Raw genomic sequence first — 17,113 nt, 5'->3', positions numbered from 1 at the left:
GGTTGGGTTCAGTTGACGGGGAGGACCGCGACGTGGTCTACTTCCAGCCCGTCAGCGGTGGCCGTGTCGTCGCCGGTGACGAGGTTCGTTGAATCGACGCTGTGATCGTCCAGTGTTACCGTCGCTGACTCCTCGCCGAAGTTGAGGATGCAGACGTAGGCGTCGCCGTCGAGTTCGCGGCGGAACGCGACAGCGCGGTCCGTGTCGGCCTCGTAGTCGATGCGTCGGTAGTCGCCGTCGAAGCCGAGTGCGGGCGTCTCGTTCCGGAGGTCGATGAGACGTTGGTAGTGGTCGCGTATCTCCTCGCGGGCGTGGTCCCACGCGATGGCATCACGGCGACCCCGTTGTCCGAGTTCCTGTCCACCGTACAGCATCGGGACGCCCGGCAGCGTGAACAGCGCGCCCGCGGCGGCCATCGCGGCGTCGTCGCCGCACTCGACGATGTATCGCGTCTCGTCGTGGTTCTCGATGTAGAGCATGAACGACGCGTGCGGTGGGAAGCCAACTTCGGCGCGTTGGTCTACGGCGTCGAGGATGGCATCCGCAGGCATGTTGCCGTCGCCCACCTGCCGCATCGTGAAGTACAGCGTCGTGTCGAAGTGCATGTCGAACATCCCGTTGTGGAAATCCGCGATGTACGGGATGGTCTCATCAAGCAGAAGGAACTCGGGGTCTTTGTCTTTCACCCGGTCGTGGAGTTCCTGCCAGAACGTGTTCGGGACGGCCCACGCCATATCGCATCGAAACCCGTCCACGAGTTCGGCCCACATATCGACGGCATCGAGGAGATGGCGACGAACGTCTAGGTTTTCGTAGTTGAAGTTGGCGATGTACTCCCAGCCGAAATACGTGCCCGGTTCGCCGTCTTCTTGCCACTCGTACCAGTCGTAGTACTCCGAATCCGGGTTTTGATACGCGTCCTGAAAGAACGGATGCGCTCGCGCGGAGTGATTCAACACGAGGTCGAAAAGCACCTTCATCCCGTGGTCGTGTGCGGCCTCGACAAACGCCTCGTACTCCTCACGCGTGCCCAAATCCTCGGCGATGCTGTAGAAGTCGGTGATGTTGTAGCCGTGCGGGGCGTGGTCGTTTTCGAGAACCGGCGTGAGCCACAGGCAATCGACGCCGAGCTTTTCGAGATAGTCGAGGCGCTCTTCGAACGCCGCAAACACCGACTCGTGTTCCTCGTCGTCGGTGAAGCCGCGGACGTATATCTCATAGAGCGTCACGTCTTTCGACCACTCCGGCGGGTCGTTCGGACGGCCGACGCGGACGGTCTCCTCACCAGTGGTATCACTAATGCGCTCCGGCTCCCGGCCCTCAGACATCTGTGTCACCGTCATCAGCTATCGGTTCGCGCTGGAAATCGACCGTGTCGGGAACGCTGTAGGCGTCTGCGAGAGCGACACCATGGACGCGAACGCGGTCGCCGACTTCCGAAAGGGGGATCCGGAGTTCCCAGCCGTCTACTTCGACAGCCGAGCGGGGCACGTTGTCGCGGTCGTCTACGATGAACTCGACGACGATGTCATCACGGTCGGTGTCGCTGTCAGGATGCGGTTGCGGGTTCGCGCGAACCACGAGCGTATCGTCCTCGATAGTTCCGTTGAGTTGGACGCGCGGGCGACCACCGCCCGCTCCGCCGCCAGAACCCGCACCGGAACCCGAACCCGAGACGCCGCCGCTCTGTTCGGGAGGGCGTGCTGAGCCGCTCTGGAATCCGCTCATGCCACTCATACCGCTGGAGCCTGCTCCTGCACCGACGGGTGCGAGTTCGCCGGAGAAAACGCGAACCGTGAGTCGGTGCGTATCGTCGGGTGCATCGAGTTCAAGAACGTACGTCCCAGAGGCGTCCGGAGAGAAGGAAATAACACTCTCGTCTCGAGGCAGTTCGAGTTGGCTTCCAACTGGGGAGCTTTTCAGATACCAACTGTACGATACGTCTGGATCCGGATCGCGCGGGGCCAATTGAACTGTCTCACCGACAGCCATGAATTTCGGTGGGCCGGGATGGTGCATGCTAGGGGAAAACACCTCTCGGGACTTTGCCTTTGCCCTCGCCCTCGTTTCTGTCTGTCCAGTTTTCTCAACTATTGGCGTGTCTCTAGTCGGTTCCGTGTCTGACTGCACGACAGACCATCACGGAGACCATCGAAATGTGGCCTCGGAGCCGATTCACGACGAGTGAAATGTATACAAAATTAGGCAAAGCCAGCCAATACTTATGCTCCAGACGCACATCCGGTTGGTATATGAGATTACGGACCGCGCTGAACGAATATAAGCGCGACAACGGGCGCTTTCCGGAGGAATCTCCGACAGGAGACGGCGCGTTCTCCGGTCACGGGGACCGGTTGGTTTACGTCGGGCCGACCGGGTCACTCCGCGACCACTCGTCTGCACTCTCGGGGCTGTACGGTATCGACCGGTCCCGATTCGCCATCGAGGCGAACGGGGAGATACGGTGGTTTGACACGCTCGATACGGTTCGGCAGCACTACTACCGCGAAACGAGCCTCGTAGAGACGGAGTACGACGCGGGCGAGTACACCGTCCACCAGTACGACCTCACGCTCGGACGGGCGCACGTCACTCACGTCGAACTCCGCGGTGCGATTCCGACTGGCGCGCACCTGACGGCGTTTCTGACGCTTGCGCCGGAAGGACGCGAGACGCGTGTCGGCCGTCTCATCCACGAAAACGGCGGTCCGAACGGAACACAAGCCGTCGAAGTGTTCCACCGAAACGAACACGATTACGTCACGGCTTCGACCGGTCTCGACGACGTTCGAGGGCAGATTCCCGAGCGCTTCGACGAGATACTCTCGGAAGATGCGTTCGAGTTCCCGCGCGAGGCGGTTCTCGACCGCTACGAAGACACGCATCTGAGCGGCGATATCGTCGTCTCGGCCCCGCTCGAACCCGATGGCCGCGCCGCGCGGACGACGCTCGTTACGCAGTTGTCCGACCATGGGACGCTCACCCGCGAGGAGGCGCTGTCAGACCTCACACACTGCGCACTCGAACATGCCTCCGCCGACAGCATCCGGGCGGCGGCGCGCGAACGCGCCGAGGTGTACGTCCCAGAACACGTCCCCCGACAGGACCTCGTTCGCTCGGACCTTCGCGCACTCTCGCTTCTGACCGCACCGACGGGCGCACACATCGCCGGGCCGGAGTTCGACCCCTTCTACACCCACTCCGGCGGCTACGGCTACACGTGGTTCCGTGACGAGGCCGAGGTGTCGCGGTATCTACTCGCCTCCGACGACCGGTTGGATCTCGAACTCACTGACCGACTGGCGACGAGCGCACGATTCTTCTGTGAGAGCCAGTTAGACGACGGATCGTGGCCCCACCGCGCGTGGGCCGTCGATGGCTCGCTCGCTCCCGGATGGGCGCACGCCCGCGTCGAAAACTCGTCAAAGCCCGAGTACCAAGCCGATCAGACGGCAAGCGTGGTCACGTTCCTCGCACGCATTCTGGAACGTCGGACCGAGTTGGATCCGGAACTTGTCGGAGACGTTCGAGACGCCATCGAACGCGGCATCGAGTGTCTGGACGAGACGCTCGAAGACGACGGACTTCCGGAGCGGTGCCAGAACGCGTGGGAGAATATGATCGGCCGGTTTACGCATACCGCCGCGACGTTCCTACAGGCGTACGCGACCGTCGCGCAAGCGCCGGTTTCCGACGATGTAGCCGACCACGCCGCAGCGCAAGCGACGACGGTGTTCGAGGGTATCGACCAGTTGTGGGACGACGAGTACGAGGTCTACGCGCTTCGGTTGCAAGGCGACACGCTGGACTCACGTCTCGACTCGGCTACGTTCTCGCTCGTCGATGCGTTCGTCGCCTACGACGAACTCGAGGGCCTTCCCGAGACGGAACTCGACCAGTTGGAATCACACATGGAGACGGCGCTGTCGGATCTCTACCGCCAGACGGATTCGGTGTCCGGCCTCGTTCGGTTCGAGGACGATCACTGGCGAAGCGCCGAACAGAGCGGCGAAAAGGTCTGGTCGCTCTCGACGGCGTGGGGTGCGAACGCCGCCGCGACGTTCGCTGTCCTCTTAGACGAGTACGGCCGACAGAAGAAAGCGGATCTGTTCCTCGAACGAGCGACTGAACTGTACGACCTGCTCCGACCCAACGGCCCGTTCACCACCGCTGGTGGGTATCTGAGCGAACAGGTGTTCGACGACGGAACGACGGACAGCGCTGCACCGCTCGGATGGTCCCACGCGATGCGCCTCCACGCCACGTCCCTCCTCTCGGAGTACGACGCGCTTCCTGCACCGAAACCCGCGCCGTCGGGGCCGGAAAGCCGTCCGCGATGGACCACCGGCGAAAAGTACGGCGTCGGAACCGTCGCAGATCACACTGAAGACGACCCCTCGCGCGTCTGGTTCACGCTCACTGAGGGCTCATTGACCGAAGTTCGCTTCCCGCGGGTTGACCTGATGAACCTGCGGACGCTGGATATGCTGGTCGTTGACGCCGACCCCGAGTCGTCGTACACGGCACGGACGCACAACGAGACGCGCCGCGACGACGCCGCCGACACCATCGAGCGCCGCGCGGAAATGGCCGAAGACGACGCACTCCTGTTCAGACACGTCATCACAGAGTCCGGTGACGGACGCGGCCACGAGTGGACGCTCACTGTCGAGTACGCGACGGATCCGGAACACGACGCGTTGCTGGCGGACATTTCGTTCGAAGCCACGGACGACAACGAGTACGATCTGTTCGCCGTCGCCGACACCGCCCTCGTGAACACGGGCGGAGAGGACCGCGGGTTGCGTCTCGGCCAGATGGGGAGTTACCACCTCGTCGCCCGCGACGCCGGGCCGTACGATCAACAGGGGAAAACCCGACCGCTCCTCATCGACCGGGAGGGCAACGAATACAGCGTCGCCATCGCCATGACCGCTGCCGGGCGGTTCGACTGGGGAACGGTCGGCGTCGCCGGATCTGACCACCTCTCGGAACTGTTCTCCGAAGGAGAGCTACCGAACGCACAGGAAAGCGTGGACAACGAGAACGTCGTTCTGGTCGGCCGCATCGGAAGCGGGACGAATCTCGGAGAGACGATTGCGCTCGGCTTTGCAGAACACGCAGACACCGCGGCCGCGCTCGGTGAGGCCGCGGGCGCGTTGACACGCGGATACGAGACGGTCCGGACGAGTTACGCCGACTCGTGGGCGGAGTTCCTCGCAGACAAGGAACTCCCGGCATCGGTGGCGGACGATGAAACGCTAGCGAACCAGTACCGCGCCTGCCTGATGGCACTGCGCGCCGTCGAAGATAAGACGTTCCTCGGCGCGGGAATCGCCTCGCCGTCGGTGCCGTGGGGTGAGGCGGTCACCTCCGACGAACCGAAAGGATACGGTTACAACTTCGTCTGGTCGCGCGACCTGTATCAGGTGTTCACGGTGTTCGAGGCCGTCGGCGACGTGGAGACCGCCGCCGACGCTCTCGAATACATCTACGAGTACCAGCAGGACAGACGCGGCTTCATCCCACAGAACACCTACCTCAACGGACGAACCCGCTGGGGCGGCGAGCAGATGGACAACATCTCGTTCCCCGCCGTCATGGCGTACATGCTCGCCGAGCGAGGCGTCACGTTCGACGACGTTGGCTACGACTACGTGAACGTCAAGCGCTCTGCGGACTACGTGGCTCGCAACGGGCCACCGACGGCCCAAGAACGCTGGGAGGAGGAAGCGGGCTACTCGCCCTCCTCCATCGCCGCCGAAATCGCAGGGCTGGCCTCCGCCGCCGCGATAGCTATCGATGAGGGGCACGACGCCGACGCCCTCATCTGGCTGGCACTCGCTGACGACTGGACGGACAACGTGGAGTCGTGGACGGCGACACGAACGGGGACGGAGCGACACGACACCGTTCCCTACTACGTCCGCATCACCCGTGGTGGCGACCCGGACGCCGGACATCTCCGGACGCTGGCGAACAACGGGCCGACGTTAGACGAGCGTGAGATCATCGATGGGGGTTTCCTCGAACTCGTCAGACTCGGTATCAAGCCCGCCGACGACGAAGTGATCCAGAACTCCGTCACCGAGGTGGACAGTACAATCCGCGTCGATACGCCGTACGGACCGGCGTTCTACCGCTACAACGGCGACGGCTACGGCGAACGCGAACGCGACGAAGAGGGCGCACCGTGGTCCATCGAATCGAAGGGCAAGGGTCGTCTCTGGCCCATCTTCACCGGCGAACGCGGCGAGTTCGAACTACTGAACGGCACCGAGGAAGGCCCACTCGCCCCCGAAAACCTCCTCGAAACGATGGCCGGATTCGCAAACTCCGGTCGGATGCTCGCAGAGCAGGTGTGGGACCGCGAACACAGCACGGCGTATAACTGGGAGTTCGGCGAGGGAACTGGAGCGGCGACACCGCTGGCGTGGTCGATGGCGCAGTTCGTCCGCCTTGCACACGGCGTTGATGCGGGCGACCCCGTCGAAACGCCTGCATTCGTCCGCGAACGCTACGTTGACTCAGACCGGCCGGACCGACCGAAACTGCAGGTGAGTACGCGCTTTATGGGCGACAACCTCATCGTCAACGGCCAGACGAACGCCGCCGTCATCGCGGTGAAGACGCCGAGTGAGACGACGATGGTCGAACCCGAAGGTGGGACGTTCGAGGCCGTTCTCGGAATCGAACACGGCGAGAACCAAGTGACCGTGGCCGCGGCGACAGATGCCGACCTGACCGCCGCCGGGACGAACGTCACCCGGTTCACGCTCTGAACCGGGCGGCGCAGAAAGACAGTCGGTCCCGACGGGCAGGCCTTCGAACCGACCGCCCGCGGACTTTTCTTCGCGTCGTCCGTTAGTCGGAGCATGGCTACGTACACGCGCTGTACCCGAATCGGCGCACCGCTATCTACGATCTGGGAATTTCACTCGGACGAGTCCGGATTGGAGGCGCTGACACCCGACTGGATGGGCCTCGATATCGTCTCCGTCCGCGGGCCAGACGGGACACTCGACCCAGAGACGTTGGACGCGGGGTCGAAAATACGAATGTCGATGCGACCGTTCGACGTCGGTCCGGCACAGCGATGGACCTCACACATCGTCGCCCGCGAGTTAGACGATTACACGGCGATGTTCCGTGACGAGATGATCGGCGGACCGTTCAAGAAGTGGGTTCACACCCACCGCTTCTACGCTGACGGCGAGAAGACGCTTATGGAAGACCACGTGGAGTACGAGTTTCCGGGCGGCGGAGTCGGGCGGGCAGTATCACCGCTCGGCATCATCGGTCTCGAACCGATGTTTCGACAGCGACACGCGAAGACGAAAGCGTTGCTTGAGTGAACTGGTGCAATAGCGGTCCACTGACGGAGTTATTGGAGAATATCAATCAGCTGATCGTGTCTCTGCGGCTGGTGTGGTTCCTGCCCTAACCGCGGCCGCGATACCGGTGAACAGCCCGTGTACCATGCAGAACAAGCCGAGTAAAAACAGCCCTCCGAAGAGAACCAGACCGTCAAACTGGATATGTGAGTCTGCCGCGAGATACATCGGGAGCGTGAGAACTGCACCGGAGACAACCTTCAGCGTGTGGAGGGCATAGGCCATACTCGTATTCGTGATTCCTGGCTCACAATAAGAATTCATTGGAAGCGTATCATCTCACGAGAAACACGCCGGTAACGTCTGCTCAGTTCGCATGCGGCTGGCTGAACGTCTGCGTGTGCGGTGCGGTGATGATTTCGAACCGTGCACCGCCATCGGAACCCTCCGTGACACCGATAGTCCACCCGTGAGCTTCGACGATTCCCTCCACGATAGAGAGGCCGAACCCAGAGCCATCTTCGGAGGTAGTGTGTCCCTGTTCGAAGACCGCCGAACGGTCCGCTTCCGGGATACCCGGCCCGTCATCTTCGACGTAGAAGCCGGGGGTCTGGGGAAGCGGGCCGACCGAGATGGTGACATCGTCGCCACCGTGTTCGACGGCGTTGCGGACGAGGTTCTCGAAGACCTGCGTCAGTCGGCTCGCATCCGCCGAGACGGTCGCGAGGTCGTCGTCCAGTTCGAGCGTCGCCTCGCCCGTCTCGACGGCAGACCACGCGCGCCTGACGACGCCAGTAAGGTCAACCGGTGATGTCTCGCCAACAGTTCGGCCTTGCCGAGCGAGTTCGAGAACGTCATTGACGAGCGCGTCCATCCGGTCGAGTGCGTCCATCGCGCGGTCGAGATGCGATACGTCGCCCGTGTCACGAGCGAGTTCCATGAAGCCATCTACGACGTTCATCGGGTTCCGCAGATCGTGGCTCACCACACTTGCGAACTCCTCTAACCGCTCGTTCTGCTGTCGAAGCTGGCGTTCTCGCTGTTGTCGTTCAAGCGTGTACGAGAGCATGTCGGCCGCCGTTCCGAACAGCGAAACCTCCTTATCGGACCACTGGCGCGAAGTGGTGGACATGAGTGTCACAGCACCGACGAGCGACCAGTTCGAAACCATCGGGAGTGCGAGAAAGCTCCCATTCTCAGGGAGGCACAACGGCTCGGGTTCCGACGGCGAGAGCGTACTCGCGTCGGTGGCACGGACGTTCTCGAAACAACGGAGACGTTCGAGGAACCACGTCCAGTCGTCACCTCTGACAGTACTCGGTAACGGAAACTGGTCGTCAATCGTCCACTCGTGCGTCTTCTGGAGCGCGTCAACGTCCGAATCGTACGAGTAGACGGCCGCACCATCGACGTCGGCGAATTCGCCGAGGCTCTGGAGCGTCCAGTGAATCTTCGTGCCGATTTCGTCCACCTCTGCGCTCATTAGCGTCGTGGACGTATCGAGGACGGCGTCTTTGAGCCGGGCGAGATACTGGTCCCGTTCCTGTTGCCCTCGTTGTTCGGTCACGCCGTGGAGCGTCCCGACAACGCGCTGTGCGCCGCCTTCGAACGACTTGAACGACATGGTGGCGATGCAGTGGATGCGCTCTTTGGAGGCGGTACACACGTCTGTCTCGAACCGGGTGGTCTCTACACCGTCCTTTGCGAACAGCCGATCGAGTTCGTCTCGTATCTTCTGTTCGTCGTCCGGGGAGAGACTGGAGACGTGATTGCCGAGAATCGTCTCGCGGTCGTATCCGATCAACTCGACGAACACGTCGTCAACCGAGACGAACTGGCCGGACTCATCGACCACGTAGACGGCGGTTTCGAGCGCTTCAAACACGCTATCGTACCGTTCGGTTGCTTCCTCGGCTCGGTTTCTCGAAACGGCGTTGACGACACGGTTGGCCAACACCGCGTACTGGTCGGTCCCGGTGGTCTTCTGCATATAGTCGGTCGCACCGACGCGAAATGCGTCGCGCGCGACCTCCTCGGAGCCTTTGCCCGTATAGAGGATGAACGGCAGATTCGGTCGCGTCGCACGCACGGCGCGGAGCAGTTCAAGACCGTTCATCTCGGGCATCTCGTAGTCGCTGACGATACAGTCGAAGTCGTCCTGAGCATCGCTCAAGAGGCCCAGTGCGTCACTGGGATTCGTCGCCGTCTCGACCGAGAGATGTACGTCGGCCGCCTCTCGTTCGAGATATGTCGCAACAAGTGAGGAAAGCTCCGGCTCATCGTCGACGTAAAGCACAGAGATGCCCTTCCGGAGCGACGGCATATCTCGCCAACCGTCCCAACGGGTTATCAGCGTTGTGACTGGAATATCAATTTTGATACTAGAATGAGTATCGGGAGACGGCTTGGCAGACGGGCGTCAGTCAAACGTCTGACTAGGAGCATTTGTCTCGTTTCAACAGCTTCATCCGCCTGTTTTCGGACGGTAGTCAGATAGATGCCGATTAAGACGACAGCCCCACCGAAAATCGTCATCGGTGTGGGGATCTCAGATAAGAGAATGAGGGCGAGAGCAGTACTCCCAATCGGCTCACCGAGAAGGGATACCGAGACGACGCTGGACTCGACGTAGCCCAGTGCCCAGTTGAGCACTGTGTGCCCGAACACGCCGGGACCGACGGCCATAGCGACGAACAGTACCCACTCGCGGGCCGCGTAGTCGAACAGCGGGTGGCCGCGGGCGAGAGTGAATCCGAGGAGAACGAGCGCGCAGACGGTGTAAACGACCGTCACGTAGGGAATCAGCGAGATGCGTTGGCGGAGCGACCGGCCCGCGAGGACGTAGGCGGCGGCCGTCACCGCACCGACGAGCGCGAGCGCGTCACCGTAGAGCGGTGCCTCGCCTGCCAGTGTCGTCTCCGCACTCCCCGCGGTGGACAGCGTCGCGAGACTCTCCAGTCCCGGCAGGACGGCGAGTGCGCGTGCGATATCGGGGATGAACAGATCACCGAGTGTCATCGTCGCCATCCCAAAAAGCGCGACAGCGATGCCGACAGCGACGCCGCGCGTGATACGTTCGTCGAGGAGCGCCCACGCGCCGATGGCGACGAACAGCGGTTGCGCCTGTACGAGGGTGACGCTGGCAGCGACGCTGGTCCACGCTAAACTCTCGAACCACGAGGCGAAGTGAACGGCGAGCGCGACGCCCGCAACGCCGGCCCAAAGGAGGTCTCGACGCGGCAACTCGCGGAGTTCCTCGCGGGAACGCGCGAACGCGACGGGCGCGAGGAGACTCACCGTAAACACCACCCGGTAAAGCGCCTTCACGAGACTCGGAGCCTCGCTGTACCGGACGAGAATCGCGCTCGCGCTGACCGCGAGAACGGCGACGACGAGGCCAACGAACGGCGAGACGGGAGGGTCGCGCGACACACCGCATGCTCCGTGTGCGAGACCTTACCAATTTCGGAGGCGGCGGATCGGACGCCGCACGGCGCAAGTGATGTCGCCGCAGACCGCGTTTAGTCGTCGGCGCTCGCTCCAGACCGTGCGTCGGCGTCGTGAATCTCGCGGAGGAAGTCGGGCAGTTCGGGCACGCGAGAGGTGTCGTGCGTTCCGACGGGCGGGAGATTCACCTCGGCGGCCGAGGAGTCGTCGAGGTCGGTCTCGTCCTCGATGTGTTCCATCTCGCCGTCGGCGTCTCTGGCGTCTTGGTCGATACGCATCGAACAGAACTCCACGCCGCACATCGAGCAGAAGCGTGCTTCTTTGTAGTTGTCTCCGGGGAGCGTCTGGTCGTGATAATCCTGTGCGCGTTCCGGGTCTAAGGCTAGGTCGAACTGTCGCCGCCAGTCGAACGCGTACCGCGCTTCTGAGAGAGCGTCGTCCCAGTCGCGTGCGCCGGGCAGACCTGCGGCCACGTCGCCCGCGTGCGCCGCGATGCGATAGGCCGCGAGACCGTCACGCACGTCCTCGGCGTCTGGAAGACCAAGGTGTTCTTTCGGCGTGACGTAGCAGAGCATCGCCGCGCCCGCGCGTGCGGCCTCCGTCGCACCGATTGCGCTGGTGATGTGGTCGTAGCCCGGCGCGATGTCGGTCACGAGAGGACCGAGGAGGTAGAACGGCGCGCCGTCGCAGACTTCGCGTTCGCGTTCGACCTGTTCTGCGACCATGTCGAGAGGAACGTGTCCCGGTCCTTCGACCATCGCCTGCACGCCGTGGTCGCGGGCGATGCCAACAAGTTCGCCGAGCGTCTCCAACTCGGCGTACTGCGCTTCGTCGCCGGCATCAGCGATACATCCCGGTCGGAGGCCGTCACCGAGGCTGAACGTCACGTCGTACTCCGCGAACACCTCACAGATCTCCTCGAAGTGGACGTACAGCGGGTTCTGCATCGCGTTTTCTTCCATCCACTTTGCGAGAATCGATCCGCCGCGTGAGACGATTCCCGTCTTCCGGCCGTCCGTGAGCGGCAGGTGTTCCATCAGGACGCCCGCGTGGATAGTCATGTAGTCAACGCCCTGTTCGGCCTGCTTACGAATCACGTCGAGGAGGAGTTCGTGCGTGATATCGTCCGGATCATCGACCTGCTTGACCGCCTCGTAGATGGGGACGGTTCCGACCGGAACGGGCGAGTAGCGGACGTTGGCCTCGCGGACATCGTCGAGATTCTGCCCCGTCGAGAGGTCCATCACCGTGTCCGCACCGTGGTGAATCGCCATGTGGAGTTTTTTCAGTTCCTCCTCGCGCGAACTCGTCTCCTCGCTGTTCCCGATGTTCGCGTTCACTTTTGTCGAGAACGCTTCACCGATAATCATCGGGTCAAGCGACGCGTGATTGTGGTTCGCCGGAATGACCGCGTGCCCGGCCGCCACCTCCTCGCGGACGAACTCCGGGGAGACGTTCTCACGTTCTGCGACTCGCCGCATCGCGTCTGTCGTCTCGCCGTCTCTCGCGTGTTGGAACTGCGTCGTCATCGACTACCTAGTGATACTACCGAATAATAAGCGTTGCCGACCGTCCGAACAGTGTTCAGATAAAGATCACAGAACCATCTCAGTATTCGACAAGTGAAATTTCATTTTCTACGCTTGACTCAAACTACTCGGACAAGATCCCCTATTTTAATATTTCTATGAATTTATGCGCATCTGCTTCTTCAGCAATTGAGAGGGGACTTCTGCCAACTTTGTTTTCATGATCTGGGTCTGCGCCATGTTCCACGAGCAACGAAGTCATCTCGTAATCTCCACTTTGAACTGCTGTCCAAAGCGGTTGATTCCCGTGTTCGTCCTAAATTGTCACCCATTCGGTCTTCCATCGCGCGCTGGATGCTCGTGTCGAGTTGCTGGCCGGGCGAGGAGATCACGTCTCGTACTGAATCCGGGACCTGTGTGTCGCCAGCCTTTGACGGTTCATGATGCGCGCCACGACTGCGCTGGACGGATTTAGCGTTCCGGCGCTCGATGTCCTTCGGCACTTCCGCGGGCCGTTCTTTCTGACGCTGGCGGAACGCGCGCATGTCTCGGGGTTTGCCCATGGTATCGACGGTCATGCCTTCGTCGGCCCATTCTCGGACTTGGTCTGCGCCGTGTTTCTTGGCTAGTCGCTGAATCTTCGTCTCCAGCCCGTCCATGTAGATCTCTACCCCGAAGCGTGATTCACACTCTTGGGGCGTTAGCGAACCACCGCCACCACGACTCCGATTTCGATTCGAGCCTCCCGTCAGCTCTTGAATAGACGGGACAGACGAGGACTCTTTGCTCGGAGTCGTCCGCTCGTTCGCAGACCGAAATCCCATTCGTACCGCGAACTTGATAGCCATCCAACACAATTGCTCGCTCCTTGATTGCGGCGATGTGTAGAGGCGGTCGAAGGAGCACGTGTTTGCTAATCGTTTCGGAGGTCAGATAACTGGAGATCATTTCCTATTCCCCGGCTCAGGACAAGTTTCGGACGGGCACCACGCTCATCGGGTCGTTGACCCCGAATCCACTGCCGAAGCTATCGCTCTCGTGGGTGATGTCTCAGAACGAAAGATCAACGTGTTCACTCGGCTGAACCCGCCGATAGCCGGCGTCAGAACGGCAGTTTACACAGTCTGACTCGGCGTACCCTACTCGGACTCGGCGTACCCTACTCGGACTCGGCGTACTCGGGACGCTCCGCGTACGGAATCGGGTCGCGCATGCCGACGTTCCGGAACGCCTGCAAGCGGTACGCGCAGGAGTCGCAGGTTCCGCAGGCGGGTTCCTCGGCGCGGTAGCAAGACCACGTGTGCTCGAACGGAACGTCGAGTTCGCGGCCCCGCTGAGCGATGTCCGTCTTCGAGTCAGTGACGAACGGGACTTCGATGTCGATGTTCGTCTCGGGTTTCGTCCCGGTATCGACCATCGCCTCGAACGCCTCGAAGAACTCGGGTCGGCAGTCGGGGTAGCCCGCGTAGTCCTCCGAATGCGCGCCGACGAACACGGCGTCGCAGTCGTTCGCCTCGGCGAAGGAAACGGCCATCGAGAGGAGATTGGCGTTTCGGAACGGGACGTACGAGGTCGGAATCTCCTCGGCGTCCATATCGGCATCTTCCACGTCGATTTCGTCGTCCGTGAGGCTGGATGCGCCGATATCCGAGAGGTGATCCGTCTCGATGTGGAGGAACTCCTCGGCGTCGAGTTCCTCGGCGAGTTGCGTCGCGCAGTCGTACTCTTTGGTCTCGGTCTTCTGGCCGTACGAGGTGTGCAGGCAGTAGAGGTCGTAGCCGCGGGCTTTCGCCTCGTAGGCGGTCGTCGCACTGTCCATGCCACCGGAGAGGAGGACGACGGCGGTCTGTCGGTCGTCGGAATCGGTCATATCTGTATTGCTCATGGTCTGTGTTGTTCAGATCAATTACGTCTCGGGTGCGTCGTTCCACAAATCAACGTGGAGACGCGGAGTGTAGCGATAGCCGTATTCGAGTGCGAGGTCGGCAACGACGTTCCGGGTCGCCGCCAACTTCTCGCGGGTCTGTCCTTCGGGCATGAGAAGCACGTCGTCATCGTGAATCTCGGCGTCAGCGACGCCGCGCAGGTCCGCGACGAGATTCTCGATCTCGGGCATATCCTCGGGACCGGTGACGACGAACTTCAACTGAAACTCGTGCCGTTCGACCAGCGTGGCGAGGCTGTCGAGATTGATTCGGGACTCCTCGTGTCGTGCTTCCCACTCGCCGACATCCACGCCGTCGGGCGCGTTCTCCGGGGTCGGCGTGGACGTTGAAAGCTTCGGACTGATCGACGCCAGGTCGATAGGCGCGTCGGGAACGAGCGTCCCGTTCGTCTCGACGGTGACGTGGTAGCCGTGCTCTGCGAGGCGTTCGAGAAGCGGTGCGGTCTCGTCGTGAATCAACGGTTCGCCGCCCGTGAGAACGACGTGGTCCGGATCGCGTGCGGTGACCGCACTCACAATTTCATCGACGCCCATCCACGCGTGCGTTGGCTCCCACGAGGTATGATAGGAGTCGCAGAACCAACACCGGAGGTTACAGCCGCTGGTCCGAACGAACGTACTCGGAACGCCGACGAGTTTCCCCTCACCCTGCAAGGAGGCGAACAGTTCGTTGATCGGCAACGCCGGACCGTCGGGCGTGTCGTCGGGCCGTTCGACGTGTGAGGTGACGGGCATACTAGTAACTCGCGCAGAGTTCGCCCGTCTCGCGCACCTCGACGGCGACATCCGAAACCGAATCGGGGAGTCGGGCCCGAAGTTTGTCTTCGAGAAGAACGGCCATCACCTCGGCCGTCGGCGGCGCGTCGAGAACGACCAGCGAGTCGGCGTCGCCGCTGGCTTCGAACGCCGAGACGAGGGGATCACCCGTCTCCACGAGGAATCGGTGGTCCCACTCGTCTATGACAGTGGTCACCTCGCCTTTGTCCACGATCCATCCTTCGTCGGTGAGTTGGCCGGTTACTTCGACGGAGATTTCGTAGTTGTGGCCGTGCGGCCGACTGCACTTTCCATCGTGGTGCATGAGGCGGTGTCCGGCACTGATTCGGATGGGGCGGTCGGCCCCGATTCGGAGGACGCGTTCGCCCGCCCGCGCGGCGAGCGAGGAGTCACCGGCCGAACCGTTGTGACTCTGTTCGGACTCCAGGGCGTTCTCGGGCATACTGGGAGATTATCCGTCAAGGTGAAAAATCCGCGGGTTTGGCGGAAAACGAGTGGAAGACAGCAGAAAAGAGAGGGGTCAGATATCGAAGTTCTCGATTCGCTCGCGCCACTCATTCGGAATGGGTGCTGGTTCCTTCGTCTCGGGATCGATGACGACCTGGACGGAGGAGGCGGTGGCGACGACTTCGTCCTCGAAGGAGAGTTCGTATTCCATCTCGAATGACGTGTTTCCGACCTCACTAACGCCAAGGGCAATAGTGAGTTCGCCGAGACCTTCTATCGGTTTTCGGTAGTTTATCTCGACGTTCGCAAGAACCGTGTTCACGTCGGAACCCTCGACTTTCAGTGCGTCCTGGAAGTAGTCGATTCGCGCCTGTTCGCAGTAGGTCGCGTAAACGGCGTTGTTCACGTGCCCCACCGGATCGAGGTCGCGGAAACGAACATCAAGTTTAGATTCGTATGCGAACTCTGTCACGTTTGAGGCATGGTCCGCCGGGCGTTAAACACCGCCGATTGCGGCAGCGTATGGTGTCGTGTTGGTGTCACGAACGCCACTCGATGCAGTTGCATTTGCGTGTCGTCACGCACGCCATTCGAGTACCGTTGCGGCCCACGTGTACCCCGTTCCGGCGGCAAGGAACAGAACCACGTCGCCGTCGGTCGGGCCATCGCCCGCATCGAGAGCGGCGTCGATGGCGAGAATCTGGTCTGCGCTCTGGGCGTGACCGAACGCATCGAGGTAGTAACTCCCCGCGGATCCGACGCCCAACTCGTCGATGAGGTGTTCGTGGAACGACCGTTTCATGTGGGTCAACGCGACGAAATCAAGGTCTGTGCGGTCGTATCCTGACGCTTCGAGGGCGTCGTCGGCGACAGTAAGGAAGTTCGGGAGACTCACCGCCGCGAGGCGTTCCTTCATCGACTCGTGATTCGGGACGTCGAGGGTGTGCAGTCCCTCGCTGACGGTTTCATCGCTTGGCGGATGTTTCGACCCTCCAGCAGGCAGAATCACATCAAGGGCGAAACGACCGTCCGTGACGGCGGCACTCTTCAGTACGCGAGCGCATGAGCGCTCTTCGACACCTTCGATAGCGGTTGATTCAAGCACCATCGCGGACGCGCCGGAGCCAAAGTTGAACATGAACGACGACCGGTCGTTGTCGTAGTCTACGAGGTCTTCCTCCCGACTCGCACCGAGCAGAAGGGCGGTATCGATGTCACCAGTACGGAGTTGCGCCGCTGTGTGGCGGATGGCGACGGGCGCGCCTGCACAGAGCGTGTACGATTCGTGTGCGTATGCGTTGTCCGCCCCAATGCGTTCTGCGACGTCTGCGGCCGCGTTCCAGACGACGTAGTCTTTGTACTCGCTGCCGTGATAGAGAACTAAATCGAGATCGCCGGGCGAGCAACCGGCGTCCGCAATCGCCTCCTCGGCGGCGGCGACGCTCATATCCGAGACGTGGTCATCGTCGGGGAGACAGACGTGTTTCTCGCGGATTCCCATCTTCTCGACGACGACAGTCTCGGGGATGCCGCTTCGGTCTGCAATCTGTTCGCCGGTAACGGTTTCGTCGGGAACGTACGTCCCGAAGCCGGTGAGATGTACGTCGTGCATCTGTGATAGGTGTAATGCGGGT

The 17,113-nt window shown here is 61.7% G+C and carries 12 protein-coding genes and 2 pseudogenes; 2 read left to right on the top strand and 12 right to left on the bottom strand.

Annotated elements, in window-relative coordinates:
- Positions 1–8: 8 nt before the first annotated feature.
- A pseudogene (gene malA, locus HBOR_RS07230) lies at positions 9–1,992 on the bottom strand (alpha-amylase MalA).
- Between the two features lie 260 nt (positions 1,993–2,252).
- On the opposite strand from malA, the gene HBOR_RS07225 reads away from it, so the two are divergent.
- Positions 2,253–6,782, top strand: a complete 4,530-nt coding sequence (locus HBOR_RS07225; RefSeq protein ID WP_006054303.1) for a glycoside hydrolase family 15 protein — start codon at positions 2,253–2,255, stop codon at positions 6,780–6,782.
- A 93-nt stretch (positions 6,783–6,875) separates the two neighbouring features.
- The gene (locus HBOR_RS07220) at positions 6,876–7,355 is read left to right on the top strand and encodes an SRPBCC family protein (RefSeq protein WP_006054302.1); all 480 of its coding nucleotides are present in this window, start codon (positions 6,876–6,878) and stop codon (positions 7,353–7,355) included.
- A 42-nt stretch (positions 7,356–7,397) separates the two neighbouring features.
- On the opposite strand, the gene HBOR_RS07215 is transcribed toward HBOR_RS07220, so the two are convergent.
- From HBOR_RS07215 to HBOR_RS07170, 11 genes and pseudogenes are all read right to left on the bottom strand, one after another.
- Positions 7,398–7,619, bottom strand: a complete 222-nt coding sequence (locus tag HBOR_RS07215; protein ID WP_006054301.1) for a hypothetical protein — start codon at positions 7,617–7,619, stop codon at positions 7,398–7,400.
- 82 nt (positions 7,620–7,701) lie between these two features.
- Positions 7,702–9,657: a hybrid sensor histidine kinase/response regulator gene (locus HBOR_RS07210; RefSeq protein WP_006054300.1), complete on the bottom strand. Its 1,956-nt coding sequence runs from the start codon at positions 9,655–9,657 to the stop codon at positions 7,702–7,704.
- A gap of 26 nt (positions 9,658–9,683) precedes the next feature.
- Entirely contained in the window at positions 9,684–10,766 is a 1,083-nt protein-coding gene (locus HBOR_RS07205) for a DMT family transporter (RefSeq protein WP_006054299.1), read from the bottom strand.
- A gap of 89 nt (positions 10,767–10,855) precedes the next feature.
- Positions 10,856–12,310, bottom strand: a complete 1,455-nt coding sequence (gene thiC, locus HBOR_RS07200) for a phosphomethylpyrimidine synthase ThiC (RefSeq protein ID WP_006054298.1) — start codon at positions 12,308–12,310, stop codon at positions 10,856–10,858.
- A 142-nt stretch (positions 12,311–12,452) separates the two neighbouring features.
- Entirely contained in the window at positions 12,453–12,563 is a 111-nt protein-coding gene (locus HBOR_RS20565; protein ID WP_394295389.1) for a hypothetical protein, read from the bottom strand.
- A 43-nt stretch (positions 12,564–12,606) separates the two neighbouring features.
- Positions 12,607–13,134: pseudogene (locus HBOR_RS20170) on the bottom strand (eCIS core domain-containing protein); the annotation flags it as partial.
- Between the two features lie 335 nt (positions 13,135–13,469).
- Positions 13,470–14,180 (bottom strand): 7-cyano-7-deazaguanine synthase QueC, encoded by a 711-nt coding sequence (gene queC, locus HBOR_RS07190; RefSeq protein WP_006054296.1) that lies wholly within the window; start codon positions 14,178–14,180, stop codon positions 13,470–13,472.
- A gap of 36 nt (positions 14,181–14,216) precedes the next feature.
- Positions 14,217–14,990, bottom strand: coding sequence for a 7-carboxy-7-deazaguanine synthase QueE (locus HBOR_RS07185; protein WP_006054295.1), 774 nt, complete (start codon positions 14,988–14,990; stop codon positions 14,217–14,219).
- Between the two features lies 1 nt (position 14,991).
- Positions 14,992–15,474, bottom strand: coding sequence for a 6-pyruvoyl trahydropterin synthase family protein (locus HBOR_RS07180; protein ID WP_006054293.1), 483 nt, complete (start codon positions 15,472–15,474; stop codon positions 14,992–14,994).
- A 78-nt stretch (positions 15,475–15,552) separates the two neighbouring features.
- Positions 15,553–15,951: an acyl-CoA thioesterase gene (locus HBOR_RS07175; RefSeq protein ID WP_006054292.1), complete on the bottom strand. Its 399-nt coding sequence runs from the start codon at positions 15,949–15,951 to the stop codon at positions 15,553–15,555.
- Between the two features lie 105 nt (positions 15,952–16,056).
- A complete protein-coding gene (locus HBOR_RS07170; RefSeq protein ID WP_006054291.1) occupies positions 16,057–17,091 on the bottom strand; it encodes a 3-oxoacyl-ACP synthase in 1,035 nt (344 codons plus the stop codon).
- Positions 17,092–17,113: the final 22 nt, after the last annotated feature.

The sequence above is a fragment of the Halogeometricum borinquense DSM 11551 genome, from assembly GCF_000172995.2.
GTDB classification, from domain to species: Archaea; Halobacteriota; Halobacteria; order Halobacteriales; family Haloferacaceae; genus Halogeometricum; species Halogeometricum borinquense.
Note: the sequence above shows the minus strand (reverse complement) of the source record. Positions and strands in the feature narration are given on the sequence as shown.

Coding starts and splice junctions, on each gene's coding strand:
- HBOR_RS07170 (WP_006054291.1), bottom strand. CDS start 17,091: ATGCACGACGTACATCTCACCGGCTTCGGGACGTACGTTCCCGACGAA.
- HBOR_RS07220 (WP_006054302.1), top strand. CDS start 6,876: ATGGCTACGTACACGCGCTGTACCCGAATCGGCGCACCGCTATCTACG.
- HBOR_RS07210 (WP_006054300.1), bottom strand. CDS start 9,657: ATGCCGTCGCTCCGGAAGGGCATCTCTGTGCTTTACGTCGACGATGAG.
- HBOR_RS07225 (WP_006054303.1), top strand. CDS start 2,253: ATGAGATTACGGACCGCGCTGAACGAATATAAGCGCGACAACGGGCGC.
- HBOR_RS07180 (WP_006054293.1), bottom strand. CDS start 15,474: ATGCCCGAGAACGCCCTGGAGTCCGAACAGAGTCACAACGGTTCGGCC.
- thiC (WP_006054298.1), bottom strand. CDS start 12,310: ATGACGACGCAGTTCCAACACGCGAGAGACGGCGAGACGACAGACGCG.
- HBOR_RS07185 (WP_006054295.1), bottom strand. CDS start 14,990: ATGCCCGTCACCTCACACGTCGAACGGCCCGACGACACGCCCGACGGT.
- queC (WP_006054296.1), bottom strand. CDS start 14,180: ATGACCGATTCCGACGACCGACAGACCGCCGTCGTCCTCCTCTCCGGT.
- HBOR_RS07215 (WP_006054301.1), bottom strand. CDS start 7,619: ATGGCCTATGCCCTCCACACGCTGAAGGTTGTCTCCGGTGCAGTTCTC.